General features: G+C 71.1%; 17 protein-coding genes and 3 pseudogenes. 13 read left to right on the top strand and 7 right to left on the bottom strand.

Annotated elements, in window-relative coordinates; translation table 11 throughout:
• On the bottom strand, positions 1-736 hold a 736-nt coding region (locus ACZ6CL_RS40915; protein ID WP_468946156.1), incomplete at its 3' end, for an IPT/TIG domain-containing protein.
• A gap of 1,503 nt (positions 737-2,239) precedes the next feature.
• Between ACZ6CL_RS40915 and ACZ6CL_RS40910 the strand changes: the two genes are divergently transcribed.
• The 3 genes from ACZ6CL_RS40910 (at position 2,240) to ACZ6CL_RS40900 (ending at position 5,700) form a co-directional block, all read left to right on the top strand.
• Positions 2,240-3,031, top strand: a complete 792-nt coding sequence (locus ACZ6CL_RS40910; protein ID WP_468946153.1) for an IPT/TIG domain-containing protein — start codon at positions 2,240-2,242, stop codon at positions 3,029-3,031.
• Between the two features lie 153 nt (positions 3,032-3,184).
• Positions 3,185-4,447, top strand: a complete 1,263-nt coding sequence (locus ACZ6CL_RS40905) for an IPT/TIG domain-containing protein (protein ID WP_468946149.1) — start codon at positions 3,185-3,187, stop codon at positions 4,445-4,447.
• 410 nt (positions 4,448-4,857) lie between these two features.
• Positions 4,858-5,700, top strand: a complete 843-nt coding sequence (locus ACZ6CL_RS40900; protein ID WP_468946146.1) for a right-handed parallel beta-helix repeat-containing protein — start codon at positions 4,858-4,860, stop codon at positions 5,698-5,700.
• 245 nt (positions 5,701-5,945) lie between these two features.
• Here ACZ6CL_RS40900 and ACZ6CL_RS40895 read toward each other — a convergent pair whose 3' ends face one another.
• Positions 5,946-7,262, bottom strand: a complete 1,317-nt coding sequence (locus ACZ6CL_RS40895) for an ice-binding family protein (protein ID WP_468946143.1) — start codon at positions 7,260-7,262, stop codon at positions 5,946-5,948.
• Positions 7,263-7,554: 292 nt separating this feature from the next.
• On the opposite strand from ACZ6CL_RS40895, the pseudogene ACZ6CL_RS40890 reads away from it, so the two are divergent.
• Positions 7,555-7,923 (top strand): annotated as a pseudogene (locus ACZ6CL_RS40890) (transposase family protein); the annotation flags it as partial.
• On the opposite strand, the gene ACZ6CL_RS40885 reads toward ACZ6CL_RS40890, so the two are convergent.
• Positions 7,871-8,311 (bottom strand): SRPBCC family protein, encoded by a 441-nt coding sequence (locus tag ACZ6CL_RS40885; RefSeq protein ID WP_468946141.1) that lies wholly within the window; start codon positions 8,309-8,311, stop codon positions 7,871-7,873. The pseudogene ACZ6CL_RS40890 and the gene ACZ6CL_RS40885 sit on opposite strands and share 53 nt — an antisense overlap.
• Positions 8,312-8,329: 18 nt before the next feature.
• Between ACZ6CL_RS40885 and ACZ6CL_RS40880 the strand changes: the two genes are divergently transcribed.
• Both ACZ6CL_RS40880 and ACZ6CL_RS40875 read left to right on the top strand, forming a co-directional pair.
• Positions 8,330-8,815, top strand: coding sequence for a cupin domain-containing protein (locus ACZ6CL_RS40880; RefSeq protein WP_468946138.1), 486 nt, complete (start codon positions 8,330-8,332; stop codon positions 8,813-8,815).
• Positions 8,816-8,825: 10 nt separating this feature from the next.
• Positions 8,826-9,536, top strand: a complete 711-nt coding sequence (locus ACZ6CL_RS40875; protein ID WP_468946136.1) for an AAA family ATPase — start codon at positions 8,826-8,828, stop codon at positions 9,534-9,536.
• A 5-nt stretch (positions 9,537-9,541) separates the two neighbouring features.
• Here ACZ6CL_RS40875 and tpg read toward each other — a convergent pair whose 3' ends face one another.
• The 3 genes from tpg to ACZ6CL_RS40860 all read right to left on the bottom strand — a co-directional run bounded on the left by tpg (position 9,542) and on the right by ACZ6CL_RS40860 (position 15,022).
• The gene (gene tpg, locus ACZ6CL_RS40870) at positions 9,542-10,099 is read right to left on the bottom strand and encodes a telomere-protecting terminal protein Tpg (protein WP_468946133.1); all 558 of its coding nucleotides are present in this window, start codon (positions 10,097-10,099) and stop codon (positions 9,542-9,544) included.
• A gap of 17 nt (positions 10,100-10,116) precedes the next feature.
• Positions 10,117-12,267, bottom strand: a complete 2,151-nt coding sequence (tap, locus tag ACZ6CL_RS40865) for a telomere-associated protein Tap (protein ID WP_468946130.1) — start codon at positions 12,265-12,267, stop codon at positions 10,117-10,119.
• A gap of 124 nt (positions 12,268-12,391) precedes the next feature.
• Positions 12,392-15,022: a SpoIIE family protein phosphatase gene (locus ACZ6CL_RS40860; protein WP_468946159.1), complete on the bottom strand. Its 2,631-nt coding sequence runs from the start codon at positions 15,020-15,022 to the stop codon at positions 12,392-12,394.
• A 446-nt stretch (positions 15,023-15,468) separates the two neighbouring features.
• On the opposite strand from ACZ6CL_RS40860, the gene ACZ6CL_RS40855 reads away from it, so the two are divergent.
• Complete coding sequence (locus tag ACZ6CL_RS40855) at positions 15,469-17,418, top strand: family 20 glycosylhydrolase (protein ID WP_468946127.1); 1,950 nt, start codon at positions 15,469-15,471, stop codon at positions 17,416-17,418.
• A gap of 347 nt (positions 17,419-17,765) precedes the next feature.
• Here ACZ6CL_RS40855 and ACZ6CL_RS40850 read toward each other — a convergent pair.
• Positions 17,766-18,389 (bottom strand): annotated as a pseudogene (locus ACZ6CL_RS40850) (LysR family transcriptional regulator); the annotation flags it as partial.
• Positions 18,390-18,614: 225 nt separating this feature from the next.
• On the opposite strand from ACZ6CL_RS40850, the pseudogene ACZ6CL_RS40845 reads away from it, so the two are divergent.
• The 6 genes and pseudogenes from ACZ6CL_RS40845 to ACZ6CL_RS40820 all read left to right on the top strand — a co-directional run.
• Positions 18,615-19,112 (top strand): annotated as a pseudogene (locus ACZ6CL_RS40845) (acyl-CoA dehydrogenase family protein); the annotation flags it as partial.
• 136 nt (positions 19,113-19,248) lie between these two features.
• Positions 19,249-19,914 (top strand): RraA family protein, encoded by a 666-nt coding sequence (locus ACZ6CL_RS40840; RefSeq protein ID WP_468946125.1) that lies wholly within the window; start codon positions 19,249-19,251, stop codon positions 19,912-19,914.
• Positions 19,914-20,564: an RraA family protein gene (locus ACZ6CL_RS40835; protein WP_468946122.1), complete on the top strand. Its 651-nt coding sequence runs from the start codon at positions 19,914-19,916 to the stop codon at positions 20,562-20,564. Before ACZ6CL_RS40840 ends, ACZ6CL_RS40835 begins: the two co-directional genes overlap by 1 nt.
• On the top strand, positions 20,561-21,178 hold the full coding sequence (locus ACZ6CL_RS40830; RefSeq protein ID WP_468946119.1) for an RraA family protein: 618 nt from the start codon (positions 20,561-20,563) through the stop codon (positions 21,176-21,178). The genes ACZ6CL_RS40835 and ACZ6CL_RS40830 overlap by 4 nt, the downstream gene beginning before the upstream one ends.
• The gene (locus ACZ6CL_RS40825) at positions 21,175-22,062 is read left to right on the top strand and encodes a LysR family transcriptional regulator (RefSeq protein WP_468946118.1); all 888 of its coding nucleotides are present in this window, start codon (positions 21,175-21,177) and stop codon (positions 22,060-22,062) included. Before ACZ6CL_RS40830 ends, ACZ6CL_RS40825 begins: the two co-directional genes overlap by 4 nt.
• 16 nt (positions 22,063-22,078) lie before the next feature.
• The coding region (locus ACZ6CL_RS40820; RefSeq protein WP_468946115.1) for an alpha/beta fold hydrolase at positions 22,079-22,719 on the top strand (641 nt) is incomplete at its 3' end.

Raw genomic sequence — 22,719 nt, 5'->3', positions numbered from 1 at the left:
CGTTGTCGGACAGGACGGTGAAGTCTTCCGCCGAGTGGCCACCGAAGGCGACCCTCGTCGCACGGTTGACCTTGCAGCCGAAGATGACGACAGTGCGGCCGGGACGGCTGCTCTGCGGCGTCACCGCCACGAGCCTGGGTGGCAGGGACGTGCTATAGGTGAAGGACACGCCGTTGCTCGTACCGCCGGGCGTGGTGACCGTCACCGGCACTGTCCCGGTCCCGGTCCCGGGCGGAGTGGTGATTCCGATGATGGTGTCGGAGGCGACCGTGAAACCGGCTGCCGCGGTGCCACCGAAATCAACCGATGTCGCGCCGGTGAAACCGGAGCCCACGGCGATGATGTCGCTGCCACCGGCCGGATCCCCCGCCTCCGGGGCAAGCGCCTTGATGACCGGTGATCCCGCTGATCCGTCGTAGGAGTACGGGAGCCTGTTGCTGGCGCCGTCGGCGGTGACAACGGTCACCAAAACGCTTCCGCTTCCGGGCGGCGCGACTGCCGTGATCGTGGTGTCGGAACCGACGGTGAAGCCTGCGGCCGAAACGGCGCCGAAGGTGACATCGCAGGTGGCGGCGAGCCCGCAGCCACTGATGGCGACGGTATTGCCGCCCGTGGCTGGTCCCGTATTCGGGTGGAGAGCGGTGATGAGGGCAGACATGTCACAGCCTTCTTTCCTTCGTAGGTGATCAGTGTTCGTGCGCAGGTCAGCCGGCCTGGGCAAAGGAGCCAGCCGCATCGGTACCGCGAGACAACAGCCATCGGATGGGGGTGGAATGTGATCGATTGCGAAGCGGCCTGCCCGAACGGGCCAGGAACAGACATACGCCCACCCCGGCTCGGAGAGAGCCAAGTCATCTACATCGGGGGAGCTTTCGGCGGGAGTTAGCCGGTAACTCGGCCGCGCCGGGATGGGCAGCCATGCCGTATACACAGTCCCCCACACAAGCGACGGGCCAACAAGACCACGCCACGCCAAATCACCCGTACGGAGCAATCTCGGCACTGATTTCATATACGGGCTCGCACCTGTACGGCCGAGCGTTGATCTGTGCCGGGCGCGGCTGCGGCGACGAGAGATCGGCGGCCCACCGGGGCGGGAATCGGCCCGAGGCCGGAGGGCCGGTGTGAATGCCCGGTACCCCCTGCGGGGCAGAGCGGCGGCGGATGCTCCGCACACTTTCATTCCGTTCGCCTGTGACGTGTCATCCCTCGTGTTCACGAGTAGCTCGGCGAAGTGGCGGAGCGCCGGGCGGGCCAGGCCGGGTTCGCTTGCCGCGCGGGCTCCGTATGCCCGCCGCTGTCGCGGCGGGCAGCCTCTGTTTGGGACCGTGGGGGATAACGGCACGGCCGAGCGACACCGCCGCGCGGTGGATCGCCCGGCCAGGCGTGGAACGGTCCTCCACGACCGGGTCGCGGACCGCGGGGGCCGCGGACTGTGAGGCGCCTGCTGTGGCGGGGCTGCGGTCCGGAAAAGGAACCAGCACGGCGACGACGGTGGTCGCTGGTAGCCCAGGTCCGGTACTCCTCGCCGACCTCTGTGGGCTCGGCGTGCATGCTGCCCGGGGCCCTCCACCCTGCTGTCTGCCTCCTGCGCAGAGATTAGGCGCGATGGGTTTCCCGGCGTGCTGTCACTCTCAAGCACCGCAGACAGCAGAGCCGTTCGCCCGCCAGATCGGCGCTCCGGAGCCCTTTTTCGACCGCCAGGAGCGCTTCCAGGGGGATTTACGGCTTTCCCTCCGGTTGACGACGCGTGGCCAGCGTGACGCCACGATGTCCGGTGCCTGTCCGCCTGCGTGGGCGCGCACAGGCGGACAGGCCGTTCGTCTGCCGTTTCCAGGCAGGGCGGGCTGCCCACTGGGGCGGGCGCCACCAGTTACGCCCCGGCCGGAGACGGGACTCAACGGTCTTGCCCCGCCATCACCCGAACAGACGCGGCGCGCGAAGGACGTAAGAGATTCTTAACCGTATCTACGTATAACTTCCCGATGCTCCCTGTTCCACCTTCCGCCTCTTTCGTTCGGCCGCTTAACTCAAGGTGAGTGCGATTGACGGTGCCCATGTGATGGCGCCGAGTCGCTTTCCCATGGACGACCCGCCTCCAGGTGCCAGTCCCGAGGCAACGGGTCTTCACGCGAGCCCTTCCCACCTCACCGGGTTTCCCTTTGCGGTTGTGGGCCGCGTTCATCCATCCGCTCGCTCTCCGCACCGCCCAGAGCGATGCGAACGAAGGAGAAAGATCATGGCAACCATCACCTCGGTGGTCGATACGACGACCACCACCAACCAAGGCAAACCCGGGGACACTGTCCAGATCAACGGCACTGCCATGGCCACCACCACGAGGGTGAACTTCGGTTCGGTGGCGGTCACTCCAGTGTCCGTCACCGCCACCCTGGTCACCTTCATCGTGCCCAGCACGGCCCCCTGCTCCGGACAGGTCTCCGTCAGCGTCACCAGCAACACCGGCGCCACCAGCAACGCACTGCCGTTCTTCGTCATCGCCACACCGACGACCACGGGGCTGAGCGTCACCTGCCTCCCGGCCGCCACCGGCGGCGCGGCGACGCTGTTCGGCACCAACTTCCTGACCGGGACACAGGTCGTGGTGGGCACCGTTGGCAACGTCGCGGTCACCCCCACCCAGCCCGCCCAGGTCACCTTCACCGCACCGGCCAACCCGGGCCAGGTCGGCACGGTGTCGACCCAGCCGGTGACCATCACCACCGCCGGCGGCTCCAGCGCATCGGGCACCACCCTGATCGACTACTACCTCACACCGGCCATCACCTCAGTGGCTCCCACGACGGGCACGGAGGGTGACGCTGTCACCATCAACGGAACCGACTTCGTGGGAGTCGACACTGTCACCTTCACCGACAGCACCGCCGCCACCGCCCTCGCGGTCTTCACACCCATCAGTGGCACCCAGCTCGTCGCCACCGTGCCCGGCGGACTCGCCACCGGCGCCGGAACCATCACGGTCCACACCTGCGGCGGCGACTCCAACGCTCAAGCCTTCACGATCACCTAACCGTCCGGGGCGACGGGCACCGGCGGCACGGCCATCAAGTCGCCGCCCGCGTCATCGCGTACGGGCGGCGACGTCCCACCGCGCCCCGGCCGACCGGCCGGCCAGGGCGCGGCCCGCCCAAGAGGAACGAGAAGGAAGAAAAGAGCGAGCATCATGGCCCCCGTAGTGACCAGCGTCAGCCCCGCTCAAGGTGGGCCAGCGGGGGGCACCCTCGTGACCATCACCGGCTCCGGTTTCACCGGCGCCACCGTGGCCAGGTTCGGCCCCAATCTGGCCACCAGTGTGGTCGTTGTGAGCGATACGCAGATCACGGCCAAGACACCCGCGGGCACCGGCACGGTCAAGGTCACCGTCACGGGACCGACGGGGACCAGTGCCCAGAATGTCCTCTTCACCTACACCGTGGTCGCGGCTCCTGTGCTCACGTCGCTGAGTCCGTCTTCTGGTTCCACCTCTGGTGGGAACACCGTGACGATCAACGGCAACAATCTCTCCGGGGCTACGCAGGTGCTGTTCGGGCCGAACCCGGCGGCCATCGTCACCAATACGGCTACGCAGATCACGGTGGGCGCGCCTGCGGGCAGTGGCACGGTGGGCGTTACGGTCACCACCGCCGGCGGTACCAGCAATGCCCTCAGTTACGCCTATGCCGCCACCCCGGCCCCCACGCTCAGCAGCCTGAGCCCGACATCGGGGCCGACCTCCGGCGGCAATACAGTCACCATCAACGGCACCAACCTCTCCGGGGCGACCTCGGTGAAGTTCGGGATCAACTCGGCGACCATCCTCACCAACACCTCCACGCAGATCACTGTCAGCGCACCCGCCGGGCCCCCGTCCTCGGTCAACGTCACGGTCACCACGCCCGGCGGCACCAGTAACCCCCTGCCGTACTTCTACATCGCAGCACCGACCGTCAGCGACCTGTCCCCGCACCTCGGCCCGGACACCGGCACCAACACCGTCGCCGTCCTCGGCAGCAATCTGACGCTCACCAGCGCCGTCCAATTCGGCGGCAATCCGGCCACCGGAATCAACGTGATCTCCGACAGCCAGCTGACCGTCACCGCCCCGGCGGGATCAGGAACGGTCGTCGTCACCGTCACCACGCCGGGCGGTACCAGCCCCACGGGGCTCGGAAACCCCTACTACACCTACCTCGGGGCACCGGTCCTGACCAGCCTCACCCCGTCCAACGGCCCGGACACCGGGGGCGACGTGGTCGTGCTGGGTGGCAGCAATCTGACGTACACCGACGCGGTCACCTTCGGTGGCGTCCCGGCCTCGTTCTCGGCGATCTCCGACACCCAGGTCGTCGCCACCTCACCCGCCGGGACGCCCGGCACAGTGAACGTCGTCGCGCACACCCCGGCAGGGAACAGCAACGCCCTCCCCTACACCTATGACCCGTCGTGATCCGGCCGCCGGGCGCTGACCGCGGTTTCGTCGCTCTACAGGGGCTGCTCCGCCCCATCCGCCGAGGTCCTGATCGCCCTGTCGGCACCCGAACGGATGCCGAACGCCGCCTGGCCACACAACCTGAACCTGCTGCTCTCCCTCAGGAACGCCCAGGAATGCGTAAGGAGACCCTCGTGCGACTCGTGACTACCATCCGCGGAACCCTCCCCGTCATGGTGCTGGCGCTCTTGGCATGGGGCGCCTCCGCGCCGGCGTCGGCCGAGGGAGCGGGGACCAGGGCGGGTGCGGACGCGCCCCAGGCCACCGTGCCCTGTGGGGACGCGGCGGCACTGGTCACCGCGGTGGGCCAGGCGGCCTCGGGCGGGACCGTCTCCCTGGCCGCCGGGTGCGTGTACACCCTCAGCTCGGTGGCGGTGACGGGCGCCAACGGCCCCGACGGGCTCCCGATCATCACCGGGAACGTGACCCTCACCGGCACCGGAGCGACCATCAGACGCAGCGCCTCGGCACCGGACTTCCGCATCGCGGAGGTCGCGCCCGGCGGACGTCTCACCGTCCAGGGGGTGACCCTCTCGGGCGGGCGGGCGGTGGACGGGGCCGGAATCCTCGGCCTGGGCTCCCTGACCCTGCAGCAGAGCCCGCTCACCGCGAACGTCGCGAGCGGCATCGGCGGCGGCATCCAGGTCGGCCCGGGCGCCACAGCCAGTCTGACCCTGAGCAACGTCTCGGGTAACACCGCCAACGACGGCGGTGGCGTGCACGTCGATCCGGGGGCCTCGCTGACCGTCAACAGCAGCACGTTCTCCGACAACACCGCCGACAGCACCGGCGGCGCCATCGCGAGCTTCGGGAATTCCGTCCTGAGCGGCGTGACGATCGATACCAACCGCACCAACAGTTTTGAGGGCGGCGGTATCTGGACGTCCATCGGGAATTTGACCTTCAATGGCGGACGCATCATCGGGAATAGGGCGGGAAGCTACGGCGCCGGTCTCGCGAACTTCGGCAGCGCGCTGCAATTGCAGTCCACCACGGTGTCCGGAAACGTTGCCACCCTGAATGGCGGCGGACTCTTCAACCACGCGGGGAACGCTCAGATCATCGGTAACAACATCACCGGCAATACGGCCAATGGCGGCCAGGGCGGCGGCATCTTCACCGACGGCGGCGCGGTGTCGGTGATCGCGACGAACGTGACCGGCAACACCCCGAACAACTGCGTCCCGGCCCTCGCGGGCTGCGCCACCTGACGACCCGTCCGTCCGGACGCGGTCGCGGCCCTGGAAGCGAGTGCTGCTTCCAGGGCCGCGTCGGTGCGGTGCCGCGTCAGTGAGAGTGGCCGTGAGCCTTCTTCTTGGCGTGCTTCTTCTTGGCCTTCTCTTCCTCCTTCACGCTCTTGTGCTGCTTGTCCCTCTTCTCCACCTGCTTGACCACGATCGTCAGCGGGTCGGCCGGCGCCTTCTGACTTGGCCCGGGAAGAGCGTCTGGGCCGAGATCAAGTCCGCCGGGTGATCGTGTTGTTGTCCATGGTCACGGAGCCGTTGCGTGCCAGCGCCTGGCCATCGATCGTCGTCCCCGTCGTGATGGTGATCGATGTCAGGGCCAGGATCCTGCCGACGAAGGTGGTGTTGGTGCCGAGGGTGGCGGAACTTCCGATCTGCCAGTAGACATTGCGCGGCGCAGCGCCATTGATGAGGAGCACCCTGCTGGCGGATGCCGTCGTCAGAGTCGATCCGACTTGGAATACCCAGACGGCGTTGGCGTTGCCTCCGGCGTCCAGGGTGAGCGTGCCGGTGAGCCCGATAGAAGATGCGGCGTTGTAGACGCCGGGAGCCAGCGTCAGACCGCCGAGGTCTCCGGAAATGCTGGCATCGGGCGTCCGGCTGGCGGCGTTGTTGTAGGCCACGGCCAGGTCGTTCTGGGCCTGAAGGGCGGCGGCATCCGCAGAGTGGATGGTTCCGTTCACCAGGCCGGGCGGAAATCCGGTAACTGCTGTCCCTGGGCTGACTCCGAGGTCGCCGTTGACTACGGAGGGACCGGTATTGGTGACCGTCTGGCCGGCGAGAACCGCGAAGGCCGCTTGATAGGTGTAGGCACCGACGGCGGTGGTGGTGCCGCCGAGCGTGGTGACGGAGACACCGGCGGGTCCTGGCGTTCCAGCGGGTACGAGGACCTCGATCCTGGTGTCCGACACGATCCGGTAGGCGGTGACGGGGATGCCGCCGATGGTGACGCCGGTGGTGTGGGAGAGGGCGGTGCCGGTGAGGACGACGTGATTGCCGCCGCCTGCCGGTCCGAAGGCGGGACTGACGCTGGTAAGGGCAGGCGGGTTGAGGTAGTTGTAGACGTCACGGACGGTGGTGGTACCGCCCCGGGTGATGACGGTGACGGCCACCGGGCCCGCGGAGGCCGCGGGGACGGTCACGGTGAGCTTGTCGTCGGAGACGACGGTGAATGCGACGGCCTGGGTGCCGAAACGGACCTCGCTCGCGGTCAAGAAGTGACTACCGGTGAGGGTGACGGTGTTGCCACCGGTTATGGGCCCTACGGACGGCGTAGCGAAGCGGATGACCGGCGGCGGCAGGTAGTAGAAATAGCCGACGAAGCCAGTTCCTCTGGGGGTGGTTACGGTGACGCGGACGGCACCGCAGCCGATGGGAGTGGTGGCGATGATGGTGGTGTCGTTGACGGCTGTGAAGCTGGCGGCCCGGTTGGAGCCGAAACTCACGTCGTAGGCGCCGGTGAAGTTGCTGCCGGTCAGGATCACCTCGGTGTGGCCGCTGGTGGTGCCCTGGTCCGGAGACAGCGGCATGGCGCACTCCCTCCGGCAGTCGTGCGGGTGAGGACTCGGAGCGTGTCTTGCACCCGACGAAGACCTGGGTCCCCCGCGGCCCCGGAAACGGTGGGCAGCCCGAACCGTCAGGCCACAACACATACGATTAATCCACCCGCGAAAAGCCCCGCCAATGGCCCTGACGTCATATCACCCGAAGGATGCAGCGCGCGCAGCACTTCATCGCAGGGCAACACCGCCGCCACGCCACCCCGCGAGCCGCCACAGCGCCCCTCCCGGAGCCGACCGCTGACGTCCAACCGCCCCGGACGCGGATGCCCGGTGCCGGCCCGTCGCGTGCGTGCTCACTGCCGGACAGGCCGGTGATGCACCTGCCTTCCCCGACGTCATGGCCCGCCTCCGGGTTCCCCGACGGCGTGGCCGTCCGCGCACCAGGCCGGACGTGGTCCTGGCAGACAAGGCCTACTCATCCTGCGGCATCCGCGATCAGCACAACACCGTCGAGCGATGCATCAACCGCCTGAAGCCGTGGCGCGGCATAGCCACCCGTTACGAGAAGACCGCGACGATCTACCTGGCCGGACTCCACATCGCAGGCATCTTCCTCTGGCTTTCATCTACTGGCACTAGTGGCACTCCTCGGCGTAGCGGGCCAGCCCTTGCGCCATGCCCTGCATGAACTTCTGGAGGCAGCGCGGCATGAACCAGCCCAACAGCCAGCTCGTCTCGTATTCGCCGTACCAGTGGAAGACCGTGCCTGAACTCGCCGTCGGCTTCAGCTCGATGCGCGCGTGATAGTTGCGCAGCGACGAATTGAACGCGTCCTCGTACGCCAAGAGGCGTCGCTCGACCTTCTCGGTCAGCCGCTCCCCGGTCACGGTGCGTCCCGTTCGGAAAGCCCGGACGGCGCCGACGCCGTCGTCGCCGCCGGGGTCGAGGTCGACCGACCGGGTCGTGTCCAGACTGTCCACCTTGGACCACAGCGGCCAGCTTGCGGCGTCGACCAGCAGCGTCCAGACGACTTCCAGCGAGGCGGAGGTAGTCACTGTGACGTCGTATGTGCGCATGGTAGGGGGCTCCTGTGCGTGGATGCGGGCGGCGACGGCGATCAGCGGCCGGTCGTGCTGTCGATGAGTTCGCGGAGGATGTCCGCGTGGCCCGCGTGTCGGCCGGTCTCCTCGATCATGTGGGTGAGTGCCCAACGGATGCTGGGAGTGGGGCGGTCCGACCGCGGGCGGGGAACCGGCGCGGCCAGATCGGTGCATCCGTCGAGAACGACGTTCGTGCCCCTGTCCCGGCGGCCGGGCGGGGTGCACGCGTTCAAGATGATCATCCCTGCCCGGCCGGAACCACGCGAACCGACCCCGCGGACCCACGAAGGCTTCGAATGGCTCTACGTGCTGGGCGGACGCCTGCGGCTCGTGACCGGCGAGCGCGACCTGACACTGCCGCCCGGTGAGGCAGCCGAGTTCGACACGTCCCTGCCCCACTGGCTGGGGAGCGCCGACGGCGGCGCGGTTGAGCTTCTCATCCTGTTCGGCCTGCAAGGGGTGCGCGCGCACCATCGGTGACACTGGTCGGGTGATTGTCGAACGCGCGTATGCCCATCTCTCCTCGTACGACGAGAACACCTGGCCCTGGTCGGTGCCCTGCGTCCGTCAGCTGCTCCACGAAGGGCTGCGCTTCACCGCGCCGGTGACCTTTCTGGTCGGTGAGAACGGCTCGGGGAAGTCGACGCTGGTCGAGGCGCTGGCGGAGGGGTTCGGTCTGGACTCCTACGGCGGCTCCCACGACTGGCGCTACGCCTCCCCGCGCGCCAAGTCGGCGCTCGGCGAGCGGATGAAATTCGACGCGGCCCCGCGCGGGCGCCGCATGGCCACCAGCTGGTCGGCCCGCAAGGGCTTCTTCCTGCGGGCCGAGACCGCGCTGGACGCCCTGGACAGGGAAGGGTTCTCGCCGGACTCGGTCAGCCACGGTGAGGGCTTTCTGGCGGCGTTCCGCGGGAAGTTCCTTCACGCGGGGCTCTATGTTCTCGACGAGCCGGAGGCGGCGCTCTCCTTCTCTTCGTGCCTCGAACTGATCGGGCACATCGACCGGTTGGCCAAGGAGGGCGGCCAGGTCATCTGTGCCACGCACTCGCCGTTGCTGACCGCCCTGCCCGGCGCGGACATCGTCGAGGTCGGCGAGCACGGCCTACGGAGGGTCGCCTGGCGGGAGCTCGGCGTCGTGGATCACTGGCGCCGCTATCTCGCCGACCCGCACGTCTATCTGCGGCACATCGTCGAGCCGTAGGCGGCTCAGAAGTCCATTTCGACGTAGTCGATGTCGGTGAACTCCACCAGGAGGCCGTCCGCGCGGCGGCCGCTGTCCTTGAAGTAGATCTCCTGGAAGCCTTCGGCGGCGATGTCCCGGAGCTGCTGTTCGGTGGCGCCGGTGGACTGGGCTTCGAAGAGGCGGGCCGCGTAGTCGGGGGGCAGGTGCTGGGTGATCAGGCGGACGCGGCCGTCGTCGGTGGAGCCGGGGGCGGCGGTGAAGCCGAAGCGGGCCCGGGTCTCGATGACGATGCCGGTGGCGGTGGCGGCCTGCTTCCTGGCCCGGGCCCGCACCCGGGGCTGCCAGCCCCTGCGCACCTCCTCGGCGAGGCGGGCGGCGAGGTCCTTGCGGGGGCGTTTGAACTGGCCGGTGAGATAGCGCTCGACCGTGCGCTGGGATACCCCGAGGCGGCGCGCGACCGCCTTGGTGGAGCCCTTCTCCTGCTTGACCAGGAAGCGCATCTGCGCGGGGGCGGTCTTCGGGATGGGGCGCGTGAAGGTGGCCTCCGTGGCCTTGTCGAGGCTGTCGCCCATGATGCCCATCGTGCTCGTCCCCTCCCCTATTCGCCGTCGAGCGCGGCGTCGGTGCCCTTGATGTGGCGGGCCGGGTTGTGGCCCTCGTCGAGGAGCTGGGCCGCCCACAGGAACTCCTGGGTGCCCTCGTGCTTGACCATGCCCGGTGAGACGCCGAGCCGGAATCCGCCGGGCAGCGGCTTGCCGTCGGGCGTGTGCGGCAGGAAGTCGAGCGGGCTCGGGCCGTCGGAGAGGTAGACGACGCAGTCCGAGAGGACGGCTACGGGCAAGAGCCCGGCGTCGGCGAGCTTGCGCATCTTGCGGTGCATGTTCACCCGGGCGGTGGCGATGACGGCGGCGCGGATGTCGGGGCGCCAGGTGGGGCGTTCCAGGGCGGGCCAGCGTTCGCCGGGGCGGTAGCGGGCGCCCTGGGGCCGTTCGCGGAGCTTGCCGATGCCGCCCTTGACGGTGGCCTTGATGGCGGACAGGACGGCGGCCTGCCCGGGGTCGGCCCGCTTGTGCCGCTCCATGGCGGCGAGGTAGTCCGGCGGACTCATGCCGGACACCACGCCGAGCAGTTCCATGGTGGCCATGTAGGCGTCGCGCAGCCGGGTGTACCAGGCGTCCAGATAGGGGCCGGTCTCGGGGCGGACCCACGCTTCGACGGGCCGTACCTCGTGGCCGAGTTCGACGGCGTACGCCACGGTCGGGGTGGCGTACCAGGCGGGGCCCTCGGGGCGGTTGCCGTGCGGGGTGAAGGGGTTCGGGAGGCGCGGGTCGAGGTCGATGTGCGAGAGGTCCACCAGCCAGCTGCCGGGCAGCGCCTTGTCGAAGGCGGGTGCCTTGATGTGCTCGGGCGCCCCGAGCCCGACGGTGAGGCGGTTGGCGGCGGCGGCGAAGGCCATGTTGACGTCGATGCCCACGGCGTGGGAGTGCGCGCACTCGGCGTCGGTGAGCAGCTCGGGGTCGCGGATCCAGTCGTACGCCTCCTCGTCCAGCATGTCGGCCGGGGTGCGCTGGTGGCCGCGCGGGAACAGCTGGGCGACGACGGGATGCTCGTCCGGTGCCTCCGGTGGCGCCGGGTCGACCGGCGCGGTGAGCGAACCGGGCTGCGGGCCGGACGCCCACGCGCCGGTCGCCTCGTCCTTCACGGCCCGGGTGGGCGGGCGCAGGGCGGTCATCAGCTCAAGACCGGTGACGGCGGTGGTGCCGCGCGGGGTGATGACGCGGGTGGCGTAGTCGCCGAGTACGCGCGCCAGTTCGGCCGGGGCGAACCGGTCGGCGCTCCCCCAGGCACGGGAGTCGAGCGCGCCCCACGGGAGGACCGCGAACTGGACGCAGTGGCGCCGACTGCCCTGCGCCGGGCGGTAGACCCAGGTCCAGGGGCCGAAGCCGCGGCGGGTGAGCTGCCATTGGGCCTTCGTGATCTGCTTGACGACCTTGTGGTCCTCGGGCAGGCGCAGGTTTCGGCGGTCGGTCAGTTCGGCGGGCAGTCCGAGGCGTTCGGCGGCGGAGGTGGTGAGGACGAGCAGGGGGTCGGCGTCCTTGCCGTTGCGGTGCAGCCGGGGGGCGCCCAACTGGGCCTCGGTCAGAGCCCAGGTGACCAGGGTCGGGATGTCCTTCAGCGGGCAGTCCAGCACCAGGCCGCCGGTGCAGTACGCGGATCCGTCGCCGTCCACGACGGCCAGGGGGCCGTGGGCGAAGCGGGGTTCGGTGGCGGGTGGCGCGGTGGCAGGAGTCTTATGGGCCGCGGGCCGTCCCGTGGGCTGCCGGGGTGCCCGCCGCGGGGCCGGGCGACTGGCCGCCGCGGTATCCCCGGCGGGCGGCCCGGACTCCCCCGCGGGCGGCGGAACCGCCGGTGCCGCGGGGGGAGATACGGGGGCGGCGGCCGGGGGCGCGGAGTGCGCCGCCTCGGGCGCGGGGGGCGCTTCGGGGGCGGGGGCCGGGGCCGCCTCCGGGGCCGGGTGGAGCTTGGCCAGTTCGCTCAGGAAGTGGGCGTACGCCTCGCGCTGCGGCGGCCGGGGGTCGGTCTTTCCGCTCTCCCAGTTGACCACCGTCGCACGGCGCACCTTCAGCGCCTTGGCGACCTGCTCCTGACTCAGGCCGTGCGCCTTGCGCAGCCGCTCCCGCTCCGCCGGTGACGGCAGCGGGGACTGGCCCGCGATCAGTGCGTCGATCGCGTCGAACAACTCGGACATGGAACGCCTCCCGCCCCCCGTTATACACAGGGACGCACTTCCGGCGCACATATCGCGGACAGCCGCGACGCAGCGGCCGGTGGTGTGCGTGACCTGCCGTTCGTCCCGGTGCGGCGGCAGCGCGCTACGTCGAGACGTCGTCCAGGTCGTCCCACTGGGCGAGCAGGTCCTCCTCGCTGGGTTCGGGGCCGGTGGGGGCGGCGGTGAGGGGCTGCTCGGCCCAGATGATCTTGCCGGTGGGGGTGTAGCGGGTGCCCCAGCGCTGCGCGAACTGGGCCACGAGGAACAGGCCCCGGCCGCCCTCGTCCGTGGAGGCCGCGCGGCGCAGATGCGGGGAGGTGCTGCTGCCGTCGGCGACCTCGCAGATGAGGCTGCGGTCGTGGACGAGGCGGACGTGGATGGGGCCGGAGCCGTAGCGGATGGCGTTGGTGACCAGCTCGCTGAGGATGAGTTCGGTGGTGAAGCCGCTCTCCTCAAGGCCCCACCCGGCCAGCCGCCCGGCGGCCTCGGCGCGGATTCCGGCGACGGCGGCGGGGTCGGCGGGGACGTCCCACTCGGCGACCGAGCCGGGGTCCAGGAGGTGGGTGCGGGCGACGAGCAGGGCGATGTCGTCTCGCGGGTGCGAGGAGACCATGGCCTCGAAGACGTCCCGGCAGATCTCCTCCGGGCCGCGCCCGGGGTGGCCCGCCAGGGTGCTGCGCAGCAGACGGAGGCCGGTGTCCCGGTCACGGTCGCGGTCCTCGACCAGACCGTCGGTGTACAGGGCCAGCCGACTGCCCTCGGGCAGCAGCAGCTCGGTCGTCTCGACGGGTTCGCCGCCGAGCCCGAGCGGCGGGGCGAGGGGGACTTCGGGGAAGGTGACGGTGCCGTCGGGGTAGGTCAGGGCGGGGCCCGGGTGGCCCGCCCGGGCCATGGTGCAGCGGCCGGAGACCGGGTCGTAGATCGCGTACAGACAGGTGGCGCCGCTGATCGGCGCGGCGTCGGTGTCCGCGGCGACCTGGTCCTGGTCGAAGCGGGTGACCAGCTCGTCGAGGTGGCTGAGGATCTCGTCCGGCGGCAGGTCGAGCGCGGAGAAGTTGTGCACGGCGGTGCGCAGCCGTCCCATGGTGGCGGCGGCGTGCAGTCCGTGGCCGACGACGTCGCCGACGACGAGGGCGACCCGGGCGCCGGGCAGCGGGATGACGTCGAACCAGTCGCCGCCGACCCCGGCCTGGGCGGGCAGATAGCGGTGTGCCACCTCCATCGCGTCCTGTTCGGGCAGGCCCTGCGGCAGCAGGCTGCGCTGGAGGGTGACGGCCATGGAGTGCTCGCGGGTGTAGCGGCGGGCGTTGTCGATGGCGACGGCGGCGCGGGCGACCAGTTCCTCGGTGAGGGCCACGTCATCCTGGTCGAACGGTTCGGACTTCTCGGAGCGCCAGAAGGTGGCGATGCCCAGGGTGACGTCGCGGGCGCGCAGCGGAATGGTGATCATCGAGTGGATGCCGTATTCGACGATCCGGACGGCCTGCTCGGGATCCTGCTCCTGCCATCCCGCGAAGTCCCGGATGTCGGCGTCGAGCACCGGCCGCCCGGCGCCGAAGCCGAGCGCCTGCGGCGCGCCGCGCACGTACGTCGTCCGCTTGCCGACCCGCCACAGCGGGTGGTCCTCACGGATGCCGAAGGTGGCCGTACGGTACATGGTGTCGCCCGACGGCTCGTCGCCGCGCAGCACCGGGTCCACCAGGTCGACGGTGGCGAAGTCGGCGAACCACGGCACCGCGAACTGGGTCAGCTCCTCGGTGGTGCGGGAGATGTCGAGGGTCGTGCCGATCTTCGCGCCCGAGTCGTACAGCAGCCGCAGCCGCTTCTCCGCCACCTCGGCCTGGCCGGACAGGGCGCGCAGTTCGGTGGTGTCCCGGAGGGTGGCGACGCTGCCGGGGAGGCCACCGTCCCACTCGGTGGAGCGCTGGTTGACGGCCAGCAGCCGGTCCCCCGCGAGATGCACCTCGTCGGTGGCCACCCGGCCGGAGGACAGCAGCTCGGCGGTGCGCGGTTCGAGCCCCAGGTCGCCGACGTGGCGGCCCTCGGCGTCCGGGGGCAGGTCGAGCAGCCGGCTCGCCTCGTCGTTGATGAGGACGAGGCAGCCGTGGCCGTCGACGATGAGCACGCCCTCGCGGACGGAGTGCAGCACCGCGTCGTGGTGCTCGTACATACGGGTCATCTGGGCCGGGCCCAGGCCGTGGGTCTGCCGCCGCAGCCGCCGCCCCACCAGGGCGGTACCGGCGGTGGCGAGGGCGAGGGCGCCCCCGGCCGCGCCGAGGACCAGCGGCAGCTGGCTGGCGACCCGGCCCTTCACGTCCTGGGCGGTCATCCCGGCGCAGACCACACCGACGACCGTTCCGTCGGCCCTCCGGATCGGGACCGTGGCCTGCACTTCCTTGCCGAGGGGGCCCTGCACCGTCTCGGTGACGACCTTGCCGCGCAGCGCGGGCTTGTAGTCGGCGATGAGCTGTTTGCCGATCTGCCGCGGCAGCGGGTGGGTGTAGCGGACGCCCTTGGGGTTCGCCGCGACCACGAAGTCCAGGCCCGATCGCTTACGGACCTCCTCGGCCCGCGGCTGGAGCACGGCGGACGGGTGGCGGCTCGTCATGGCCTCCGCCGTGCCCGGTGAGCCCGCGAAGGCCTGGGCCACGGCGGTCGACCGGTTGACGGCCTCCTGCTCGCTGTCGTTCCGGGCCTGGAGGACGAGCGCCAGTGTCGCCACGGCGATGAGCATGACGACGACGATCGCCTGTACGGCGAATACCTGTCCGGCGATGCTGCGCACGCCAAAAAGGGAGCGCAAGCGTCCCCGCGACCGGACAGGCGGGGAGGGCTTCGATCGACCGAAAAATCCGATCACCCCCTATTCCTAACACCTCACGGTGCCGGGACGTGAGCAGCCAGAGGGAGACAGTACCCGCGATGGGACGGTTGATACGTTCCAGTCACACAGCGCTGACCAGGGTTCTCTTTGTGTAGGGGGTCTGAGGTGGGTGAGGCGTATGGGTTCATCCGGCGGGAGGGAGGGGAAGGACCCTGCCGCCGGGCCCTGGGTTCACGCGTGTCCGTCCGGCATCCGCACCACTTGTTGTCCGTCACGGCCGCCGCCTTGGGCGGGCGGCCCGGTGAGCATGGAGGCGAGTGCCGTTGTCGAGACGTCATCACAGATTCAGGGCCACGGTGGGGACCGTCGTCCTCGCGGTGCTGGCCCTGCTGGTGCCCGCCGCCGCGTCCGGCCCCGCGACGGCCGCCGGGCGCGCCGCGGCCGCTCCGAGTGTGATCCCGGCGCCGGTGCGGTGGACCGGGCAGGAGGGCACGCTGCGGCTGGCCGCCACGGCGGCGGTGGTCGCGCGGACGGCGGAGCTGCGCGGTGACGCCGGAACGTTCGCCGACGATCTGGCCGACGCGACGGGGCTGCGGCTGTCCGTGGTGACCGGCGGGGACGGCGCGGCGGGCGATGTGGTGCTGGGGGTGGACGCGTCCCGCAAGGATCTGGGCGCGGAGGGGTATGAACTGGTCATCGGCGACACCGTGCGGATCACCGGAGCCACGGCCGCCGGGGCGTTCCTGGGGACCCGGACCGTGCTGCAGATGCTCGGCGGCGGGCGCGAGCTGCCGCACGGCAGCACGGTCGATGTGCCCCGGTACGCCGAGCGAGGGGTGGGGGTGTGCGCCTGCTACATCCACGTCTCCCTGGACTGGTTCGAGCGGCTGATGCGCGAGATGGCGTATCTGAAGCTGAACCAGCTGTGGATCGAGGCGAAGGTGGCCAGCGACGACTACCCGAAGACGAAGTTCTGGGGCTACTACACCAAGGACGAGGTGCGGCGGCTGTCGGCGATGGCCCGGAAGTACCACATCACGCTCGTCCCCGAGATCAACTCCCCCGGGCACATCGACCCGTATCTGCAGAATCATCCCGAGCTGCAGCTCACGGACACCAAGGGGACCCGGTCGCCGTCCCGGCTGGACATCACCCGGCCCGAGGCGTTCGCCTTCTACACCGGGCTGCTGGACGAGGCGCTGACCGTGTGGGACACCCCGTACTGGCACATGGGCGCGGACGAGTACATGCTGGGCTCCGACTACGCCGCCTACCCGCAGATCGCCGCCTACGCCAAGGCCAAGTACGGCGCCCGGGCCACTCCGCAGGACGCGTTCGTGGACTTCGTCAACCGGGTCGACGACCATGTGCGCGCCGGCGGGCGGACCCTGCGGATCTGGAACGACGGGCTGACCGGCGACAACACCATCCCCGTGAACGAGGACATCCGGGTCGAGCACTGGATCTCCGAGCCCGAGCAGCCGCCGTCGGCCCTGCTCGCCCAGGGCCATCAGGTGATGAACTCGGCCTACGCGCTCTATCTCATCCGCGGCGGCTCCCCCATGAAGACGCGCGAGCTGTACGAGAGCGACTGGACACCGCTGCGCTTCGAGGGCGAGACGCTGAGCGGCCCCCAGCCGGGCATCACCGGGGCGAAGATCACCATGTGGCCGGACTCGGCGGCGGCCCAGACCGAGAACGAGGTCGAAGCGGAGGCGTTCATGCCGCTGCGCTTCCTCGCCCAGGCCACCTGGGGCAGCGCGAAACCGGCCGCCACCTACGACGGGTTCAGCACGCTCGCCCGGACCATCGGCCACGCGCCCGGCTGGGAGAACACGGTGCGGCTGCCCGTGAAGGACGGTACGTACGCCCTCACCCTGCCCGGCTCCGCGACCCGGCTGACCACCACGGGCGGCGGTGAGGGCGCCACCGCGCGGTTCGGGGACGACAGCGGCGCGGCGTGGCGGCTGGCGGCCACCGCGGACGGCTACTACACGCTGCGCGCCGTGCGCGGCGGCACGGCCACCGCCTCCTGCCTGGACATGGTGAAGGGCGCCCGCTACCTGGGCGCCCCGCTGGAGGCGGGCGCCACGGTCACCACGCAGACCTGCTCCGCCACGGCCCGCACCCAGCGGTGGCAGCTGACCGGCACGGGGACGCGGGTGCGGCTGGTCAACGCCATCTCGCAGCTCGGTCTCGCGCGGCGCGCCACCGACGGGGTGGCGGTGCAGCAGCCGCCGGACCAGCAGGCGGCGGCCGAGCTGCGCCCGGTGGCCTCCGCCGCGGCGGCTCGGGGCCGCGGCTGAGCGTCGCTCAGGGGACGGATCCTGGCCCGCGGGCCAGGATCCGCCGCGCGCGTTCCAGGACCGCCGCCCCACCTGTGGTGGTTGTTCGCCTGGCCCGCCAGCAGCACCAGCGGCGGCCCGGTTCCCTCGCGCTGGTAGGCCAGCGGGGTGCCGTCCAGGGCGCGGGCGTGTCCACGGATCATCTGCGGTCCGGCGTCGGTGTCCGTCACGTGTTCCTTGCCTTTCTCGTCGTGTCGTCGTCCGCCCGGCGCGCGAGGTGCCCAGGACGATCGAGCGCCATACGTCGGGTTCTCGACCCCGGCCCGCCCGGCGGCTCCGTCTATCAGGCTGCGCAGGGCGTGGCCGGAGGCGGGCATGACGAGCGGATGCGCGGCGGCCCGCGCGAAGGGGACGGGACGGTCGGCGCGCAGGCCCTCGGACGGTGGCGCGGCCGCCCACAGGTTCTCCCGCACCAGGGGTCGGGCATTCAGCGACGGGGTGCTGGACAAGTTGTAGAGCAGCGTCAGGTCCAGGTCACCGGCGTCCAGCCACTGCTGGAGGTGGCCGGAGTACGCCGTCATCAGGCGCAGCTCGATGCCCGGCTGGTCCCGGGCGAGGGCGGATACCAGGGGCTCCGCCAGCAGGTCGCTGGTGCTCTCCAGCAGGCCCACGGTGACGATGCCGGTGAGCGGGCCCAGGTCCGGCCGCACCTCCGCGCGGGCGCGCTCCAGTTCGTTCAGGGCGCGGCGGGCCCGGTCGACCATGATCGTCCCGGCCTCCGTGGGCCGCATGCCCTGCCGGGTGCGTTCGAAGAGGGGGACGCCGAGTTCCTGCTCCAGGGTGCGGATCTGCCGGGTCACCGCGGGCTGGACCAGGTGGAGCAGTTCCGCGGCCCGGGTCACGCTCCCGGCCTCGGCGACCGTGACGAGCGCCTTGAGCTGTCTGACGTCCACCGCCCGCTCCTTCCACGCTCGGATATCCGCACCCCGCATGGAGACATCACGGGTCGCTATTTCACCGGAATGGTCATGAGTGGCCATGATGACACCGGGCTCGGAACACCGGAAAACGAGGGTGCCGGGCCACCTCAAGGAGCATGTCCCGGCCAGCCCGCTGGAGGTCGTACCGTGCCCGAGCCTCCGCTCTCCGGCGTCACCGTCGTCAGCGTCGAACAGGCGGTGGCAGCGCCCTTCGCCACCCGTCAGCTGGCCGATCTGGCGGACGCGGTCCTGGGCGGGGCCGAGGGCGCGGGGTTCGCCCAGATGATGAAGGGCCTGGAGACCGGCAGGCTGCAGGTCGCCGCCCGCGCGCTCGGCGTCGGGCGGGCGGCGTTCGAGGACGCGCTGGCGTATGCCCGGGAACGCGAGTCGTTCGGAAAGCCGATCTGGCGGCACCGGTCGATCGGCAACTACCTCGCCGACATGGCCACGTCGCTGACCGCCGCCCGGCAGCTCACCCTGCACGCGGCGCGGGAGGCCGACGCGGGGCGGCGCGTGGACATGGAGGCGGGCATGGCGAAGCTGTTCGCCTCCGAGACCGCCATGGAGATCGCGCTCAACGCCGTCCGGATCCACGGGGGTTACGGCTACTCCACCGAGTTCGACGTGGAGCGCTACTTCCGCGACGCACCGCTGATGATCGTCGGCGAGGGCACCAACGAGATCCAGCGGAATGTGACCGCGAGCCAGCTGGTGAAGCGTGGCGGGCTGGAATGAGAAGCGCCACCGCCCAAGCCGCCCATCGAGTCGCCCATGAGGCACCCATCGAGTCCGCCCATCGAGTCGCAGCGCATATCACAGGCAGACATATCAGGACCTTTACAGTATGGGTCCCGGTTGGTGGACTGGCCGGGTGAACGACGACACGACTCTCCTCGCGGCCTACGGCGCCCTGGACAGCGCCGCGGTCAGCGACGCACTCGACGGGCTGGACCTGCCCCCCGGACTCGGCGGCATCAGGCCGGTCTGGGGCCACCGCACCCTGGTGGGATTCGCCGCACCGGTCGAACTCGCACCGGGCCCCCCGGGGGCGGCCGGGGCGCACATCGCCACCTCGGCCGTGGCCACCAGCGGCCCCGAGGACGTCCTGGTGATCGCGGGCGGCGGGCGCACGGACGTCTCCTGCTGGGGCGGCCTGCTGAGCCTGGGCGCCTCCCTGCGCGGGGTGCGGGGCGTGGTGGCGGACGGGGCCTGCCGCGATGTCGGCGAGGCCCGCGAGGCGGGCTTCCCGGTATACGCCCGCGCCACCACCCCCGTCACCGCACGGGGCCGCCTGCACCAGGTGTCCTCCGGCGAACCGGTCCGGGTCGGCCCGGCCACGGTGGCGCCGGGGGACATCGTGGTCGCCGACGAGACCGGCGTGGCCTTCGTACCCCGCGCCCGGGCTCATGAGGTCCTGCGTGCCGCCCGGGCGGTGGCCCGGCGCGAGAGCGCCATCGCCGAGGAGCTGCGCGGCGGCGCGTCCCTGCCGGATGCCATGCGGGACGCCCGGCTCGCCGGAACGGAGGAGTCGCGCTGATGGCCACACCGACCCAGCGGGCCTCGGCCCTGCCGACCGCCGCGCTGTCCGACGCCCTGGACGCCCTGGGGCTGCCCGGCTCCGTCCTCGGCGTGGCGCCCCTGTTCCCCACGGCCACGCTGACCGGGCCCGCCTTCACCGTCCGCTACGAACCGGCCGGCGCCGACAAGGGCAGCGTCGGTGACTTCCTCGACGAGGTGCCCGCGGGCGCGGTCGTGGTCATCGACAACGCCGGGCGCACCGACTGCACGGTGTGGGGCGGGATCATGACGCAGACCGCGGCGGTCCGCGGTGTCGCGGGCACCGTGATCCACGGCGCCTGCCGTGACGTGGCCACCTCGGCCGAGGCGGGCTATCCGGTGTTCAGCCGCGGCCGGTTCATGCGGACCGGCAAGGACCGGGTGCGGCTCGCCGCGGTCGGTGCGCGGCTGTCCCTGGACGGTGTTCCGGTGGCCCCGGACGACCTGGTGCGCGGCGACGCCGACGGTGTGGTGGTCGTACCCGCCGCCAGGCTGCCCGAGGTCGTCGAGCTGGCGACACGGATCGAGCACACCGAGCGCGACATCACCGCCGCCGTCCGCGTGGGGCGCGGCCTGCGCGAGGCCCGCGCCGCCTTCGGCTACCACCTGCTGCAGCGGAGCGACCGATGACGGCGCTCGCCACCGGTGGGCACTCCACCGCCACGCTGTACGAGGCGTCCGCCGCCGACTGCGCCTGCGCACCGGGGCTGCGGCCGGTCTGGCCCGGCGCCCGGCTGGCCGGTCCCGCCTACACCGTGCGGGGCGTGGGCGGTGACAACCTCGCACTGCACCACGCGGTCGCCGCCGCCCCGCCCGGCCATGTCCTCGTCGCCGATCTGCAGGGCGCGGTCCACGGCCACTGGGGCGAGGTCCTGGCCGTGGCCGCCCAGGCGCGCGGGCTGCTGGGGCTGGTCGTCGACGGCGGCGTGCGCGACACCATCGAACTCGCGGAGCTGGGCTTCCCCGTCTTCGCCACGTCGGTCGCCGTCTTCCGCACCACCAAGGACCACCCCGGTGTGCTCGGCGCGCCCCTCGTGCTGCGCGGGGTCCCGGTCGCTACCGGCGACCTCATCGTCGGCGACGCCGACGGTGTCGTCTGCCTGCCCCGCGATACCGCGCCCTCGGTCGTGGCCCGCGCCGATGAGCGGGTGGCGAAGGAGCGGGACATCCTCGGCCGGCTCCGCCACGGACACACCACCCTCGACCTCTACGGTCTTCCGACGAGACGGTGTACGAATCAATGATCGAGGTCCGCCAAGCCCGCTACTTCATCGCGGTCGCCGAGGAACTGCACTTCGGCCGCGCCGCCGAGCGCCTGCAGATGTCGCAGCCGCCGCTCAGCCAGGCGATCCGCCACCTGGAGCGGCAGCTCGACGCCCAGCTGCTGGAACGCTCCAGCCGTTCGGTGGCCCTGACCGAGCCCGGCGCCGTCTTTCTGCGGCACTGCTACGCGCTGACGGCCGCGGCCGAGCGCGCGGCGGTGGCCGCGGCGCAGGCGCAGGCGGGCTATCTGGGCACCCTGACCATCGGCGCGGTCACCTCGGCCTTCTCGGAGGCACTGCCCGCCGTCCTCGGAGGCTTCCGCGCCGAGCGCCCGCGCATCGAGCTGCGGGTGCGGGAACTGGACACCACCGAAGGGGTGCGGGGCCTCCTCGACGGACGCCTGGACATCGCCGTGATCCGCCACACCGGCAACGACGAGCGGCTGCGCTCGGATCCGCTGCGCCGGGACCGGCTGGTGGCCGCCCTCCCCGACGGGCATCCGCTCGCCGACGGGGAGGGGGTGGACCTCGGCGCTCTGGCGGATGAGCCCTGGGTGTGGATCCCGCGGGCCCTCTCGCCGAGGTATCACGACGAACTCGTGGCGGTGTGCCATCAGGCCGGTTTCAGTCCGGAGCCCCGGCATCAGGCGAACTCCATCCACTCGCAGCTGGCCATGGTCGGCTGCGGTCTGGGCGTCGGCCTCGTGCCGCACACCTCGTCGCAGCCACCGGTGCCCGGCGTGGTCTGCCTTCCGCTGCGGGAGCCCGCCCATCTCGTCGAACTGTCCGTGGTCCGGCGCGTGGCCGACCCCAGCCCGCTGGTGGCGCGGTTCGTACAGCACGCGTTGCCCGCACAGCACACCTGAGGAAGAGAAACACACCATGCAGCCAAGCAACGCCTTCGCCTGGACGCGGCAGGAGCTGACCGTCGGCGGTGTGGCACTCGACGTCGCGACCGCCCACCGCGGCGGGACGCTCGCCCCGATCCTGTTCCTGCACGGCTTCGGCTCGACCAAGGAGGACTACACCGACATCGCGCTCCACCCCGCCTTCGACGAGCACCCGGTCGTGGCCTACGACGCCCCCGGCTGCGGCGACACCGTCTGCGGGGATCTGGCCGCCCTCTCGATCCCGTTTCTGGTGGACACCGCGCTGGCCGTGCTCGACCGGCTCGGCATCGGGCGGTTCCACCTCGTCGGCCACTCGATGGGCGGGCTCACCGCTCTCATGCTGGCCTCCCGCCACCCCGGCCGGGTGCTCAGCTTCGTCGACATCGAGGGCAACGTGGCGCCCGAGGACTGCTTCCTGAGCAGGCAGATCGTCTCCCATCCGGCAGCGGACGACGAAGCCTTCCTCGACGGCTTCGTCCAACGGAACCGGCGCTCGCCCGCCTACGCCGCCCCGCTGTTCGCCTCCTCCCTCCCCCACAAGGTCCGCGCCGGCGCGATCCGTGGCATCTTCGAGTCGATGGTCGAGCTGAGCGACCACGCGGACCTCATGACCACGTTCCTGGGGCTGCCGTT

Source organism: Streptomyces sp. NPDC041200 (assembly GCF_055591805.1).
Note: the sequence above shows the minus strand (reverse complement) of the source record. Positions and strands in the feature narration are given on the sequence as shown.

Coding starts and splice junctions, on each gene's coding strand:
- ACZ6CL_RS40910 (WP_468946153.1), top strand. CDS start 2,240: ATGGCAACCATCACCTCGGTGGTCGATACGACGACCACCACCAACCAA.
- ACZ6CL_RS40905 (WP_468946149.1), top strand. CDS start 3,185: ATGGCCCCCGTAGTGACCAGCGTCAGCCCCGCTCAAGGTGGGCCAGCG.
- ACZ6CL_RS40895 (WP_468946143.1), bottom strand. CDS start 7,262: ATGCCGCTGTCTCCGGACCAGGGCACCACCAGCGGCCACACCGAGGTG.
- ACZ6CL_RS40885 (WP_468946141.1), bottom strand. CDS start 8,311: ATGCGCACATACGACGTCACAGTGACTACCTCCGCCTCGCTGGAAGTC.
- tpg (WP_468946133.1), bottom strand. CDS start 10,099: ATGGGCATCATGGGCGACAGCCTCGACAAGGCCACGGAGGCCACCTTC.
- tap (WP_468946130.1), bottom strand. CDS start 12,267: ATGTCCGAGTTGTTCGACGCGATCGACGCACTGATCGCGGGCCAGTCC.
- ACZ6CL_RS40860 (WP_468946159.1), bottom strand. CDS start 15,022: ATGCTCATCGCCGTGGCGACACTGGCGCTCGTCCTCCAGGCCCGGAAC.
- ACZ6CL_RS40835 (WP_468946122.1), top strand. CDS start 19,914: ATGGCCACACCGACCCAGCGGGCCTCGGCCCTGCCGACCGCCGCGCTG.
- ACZ6CL_RS40830 (WP_468946119.1), top strand. CDS start 20,561: ATGACGGCGCTCGCCACCGGTGGGCACTCCACCGCCACGCTGTACGAG.
- ACZ6CL_RS40825 (WP_468946118.1), top strand. CDS start 21,175: ATGATCGAGGTCCGCCAAGCCCGCTACTTCATCGCGGTCGCCGAGGAA.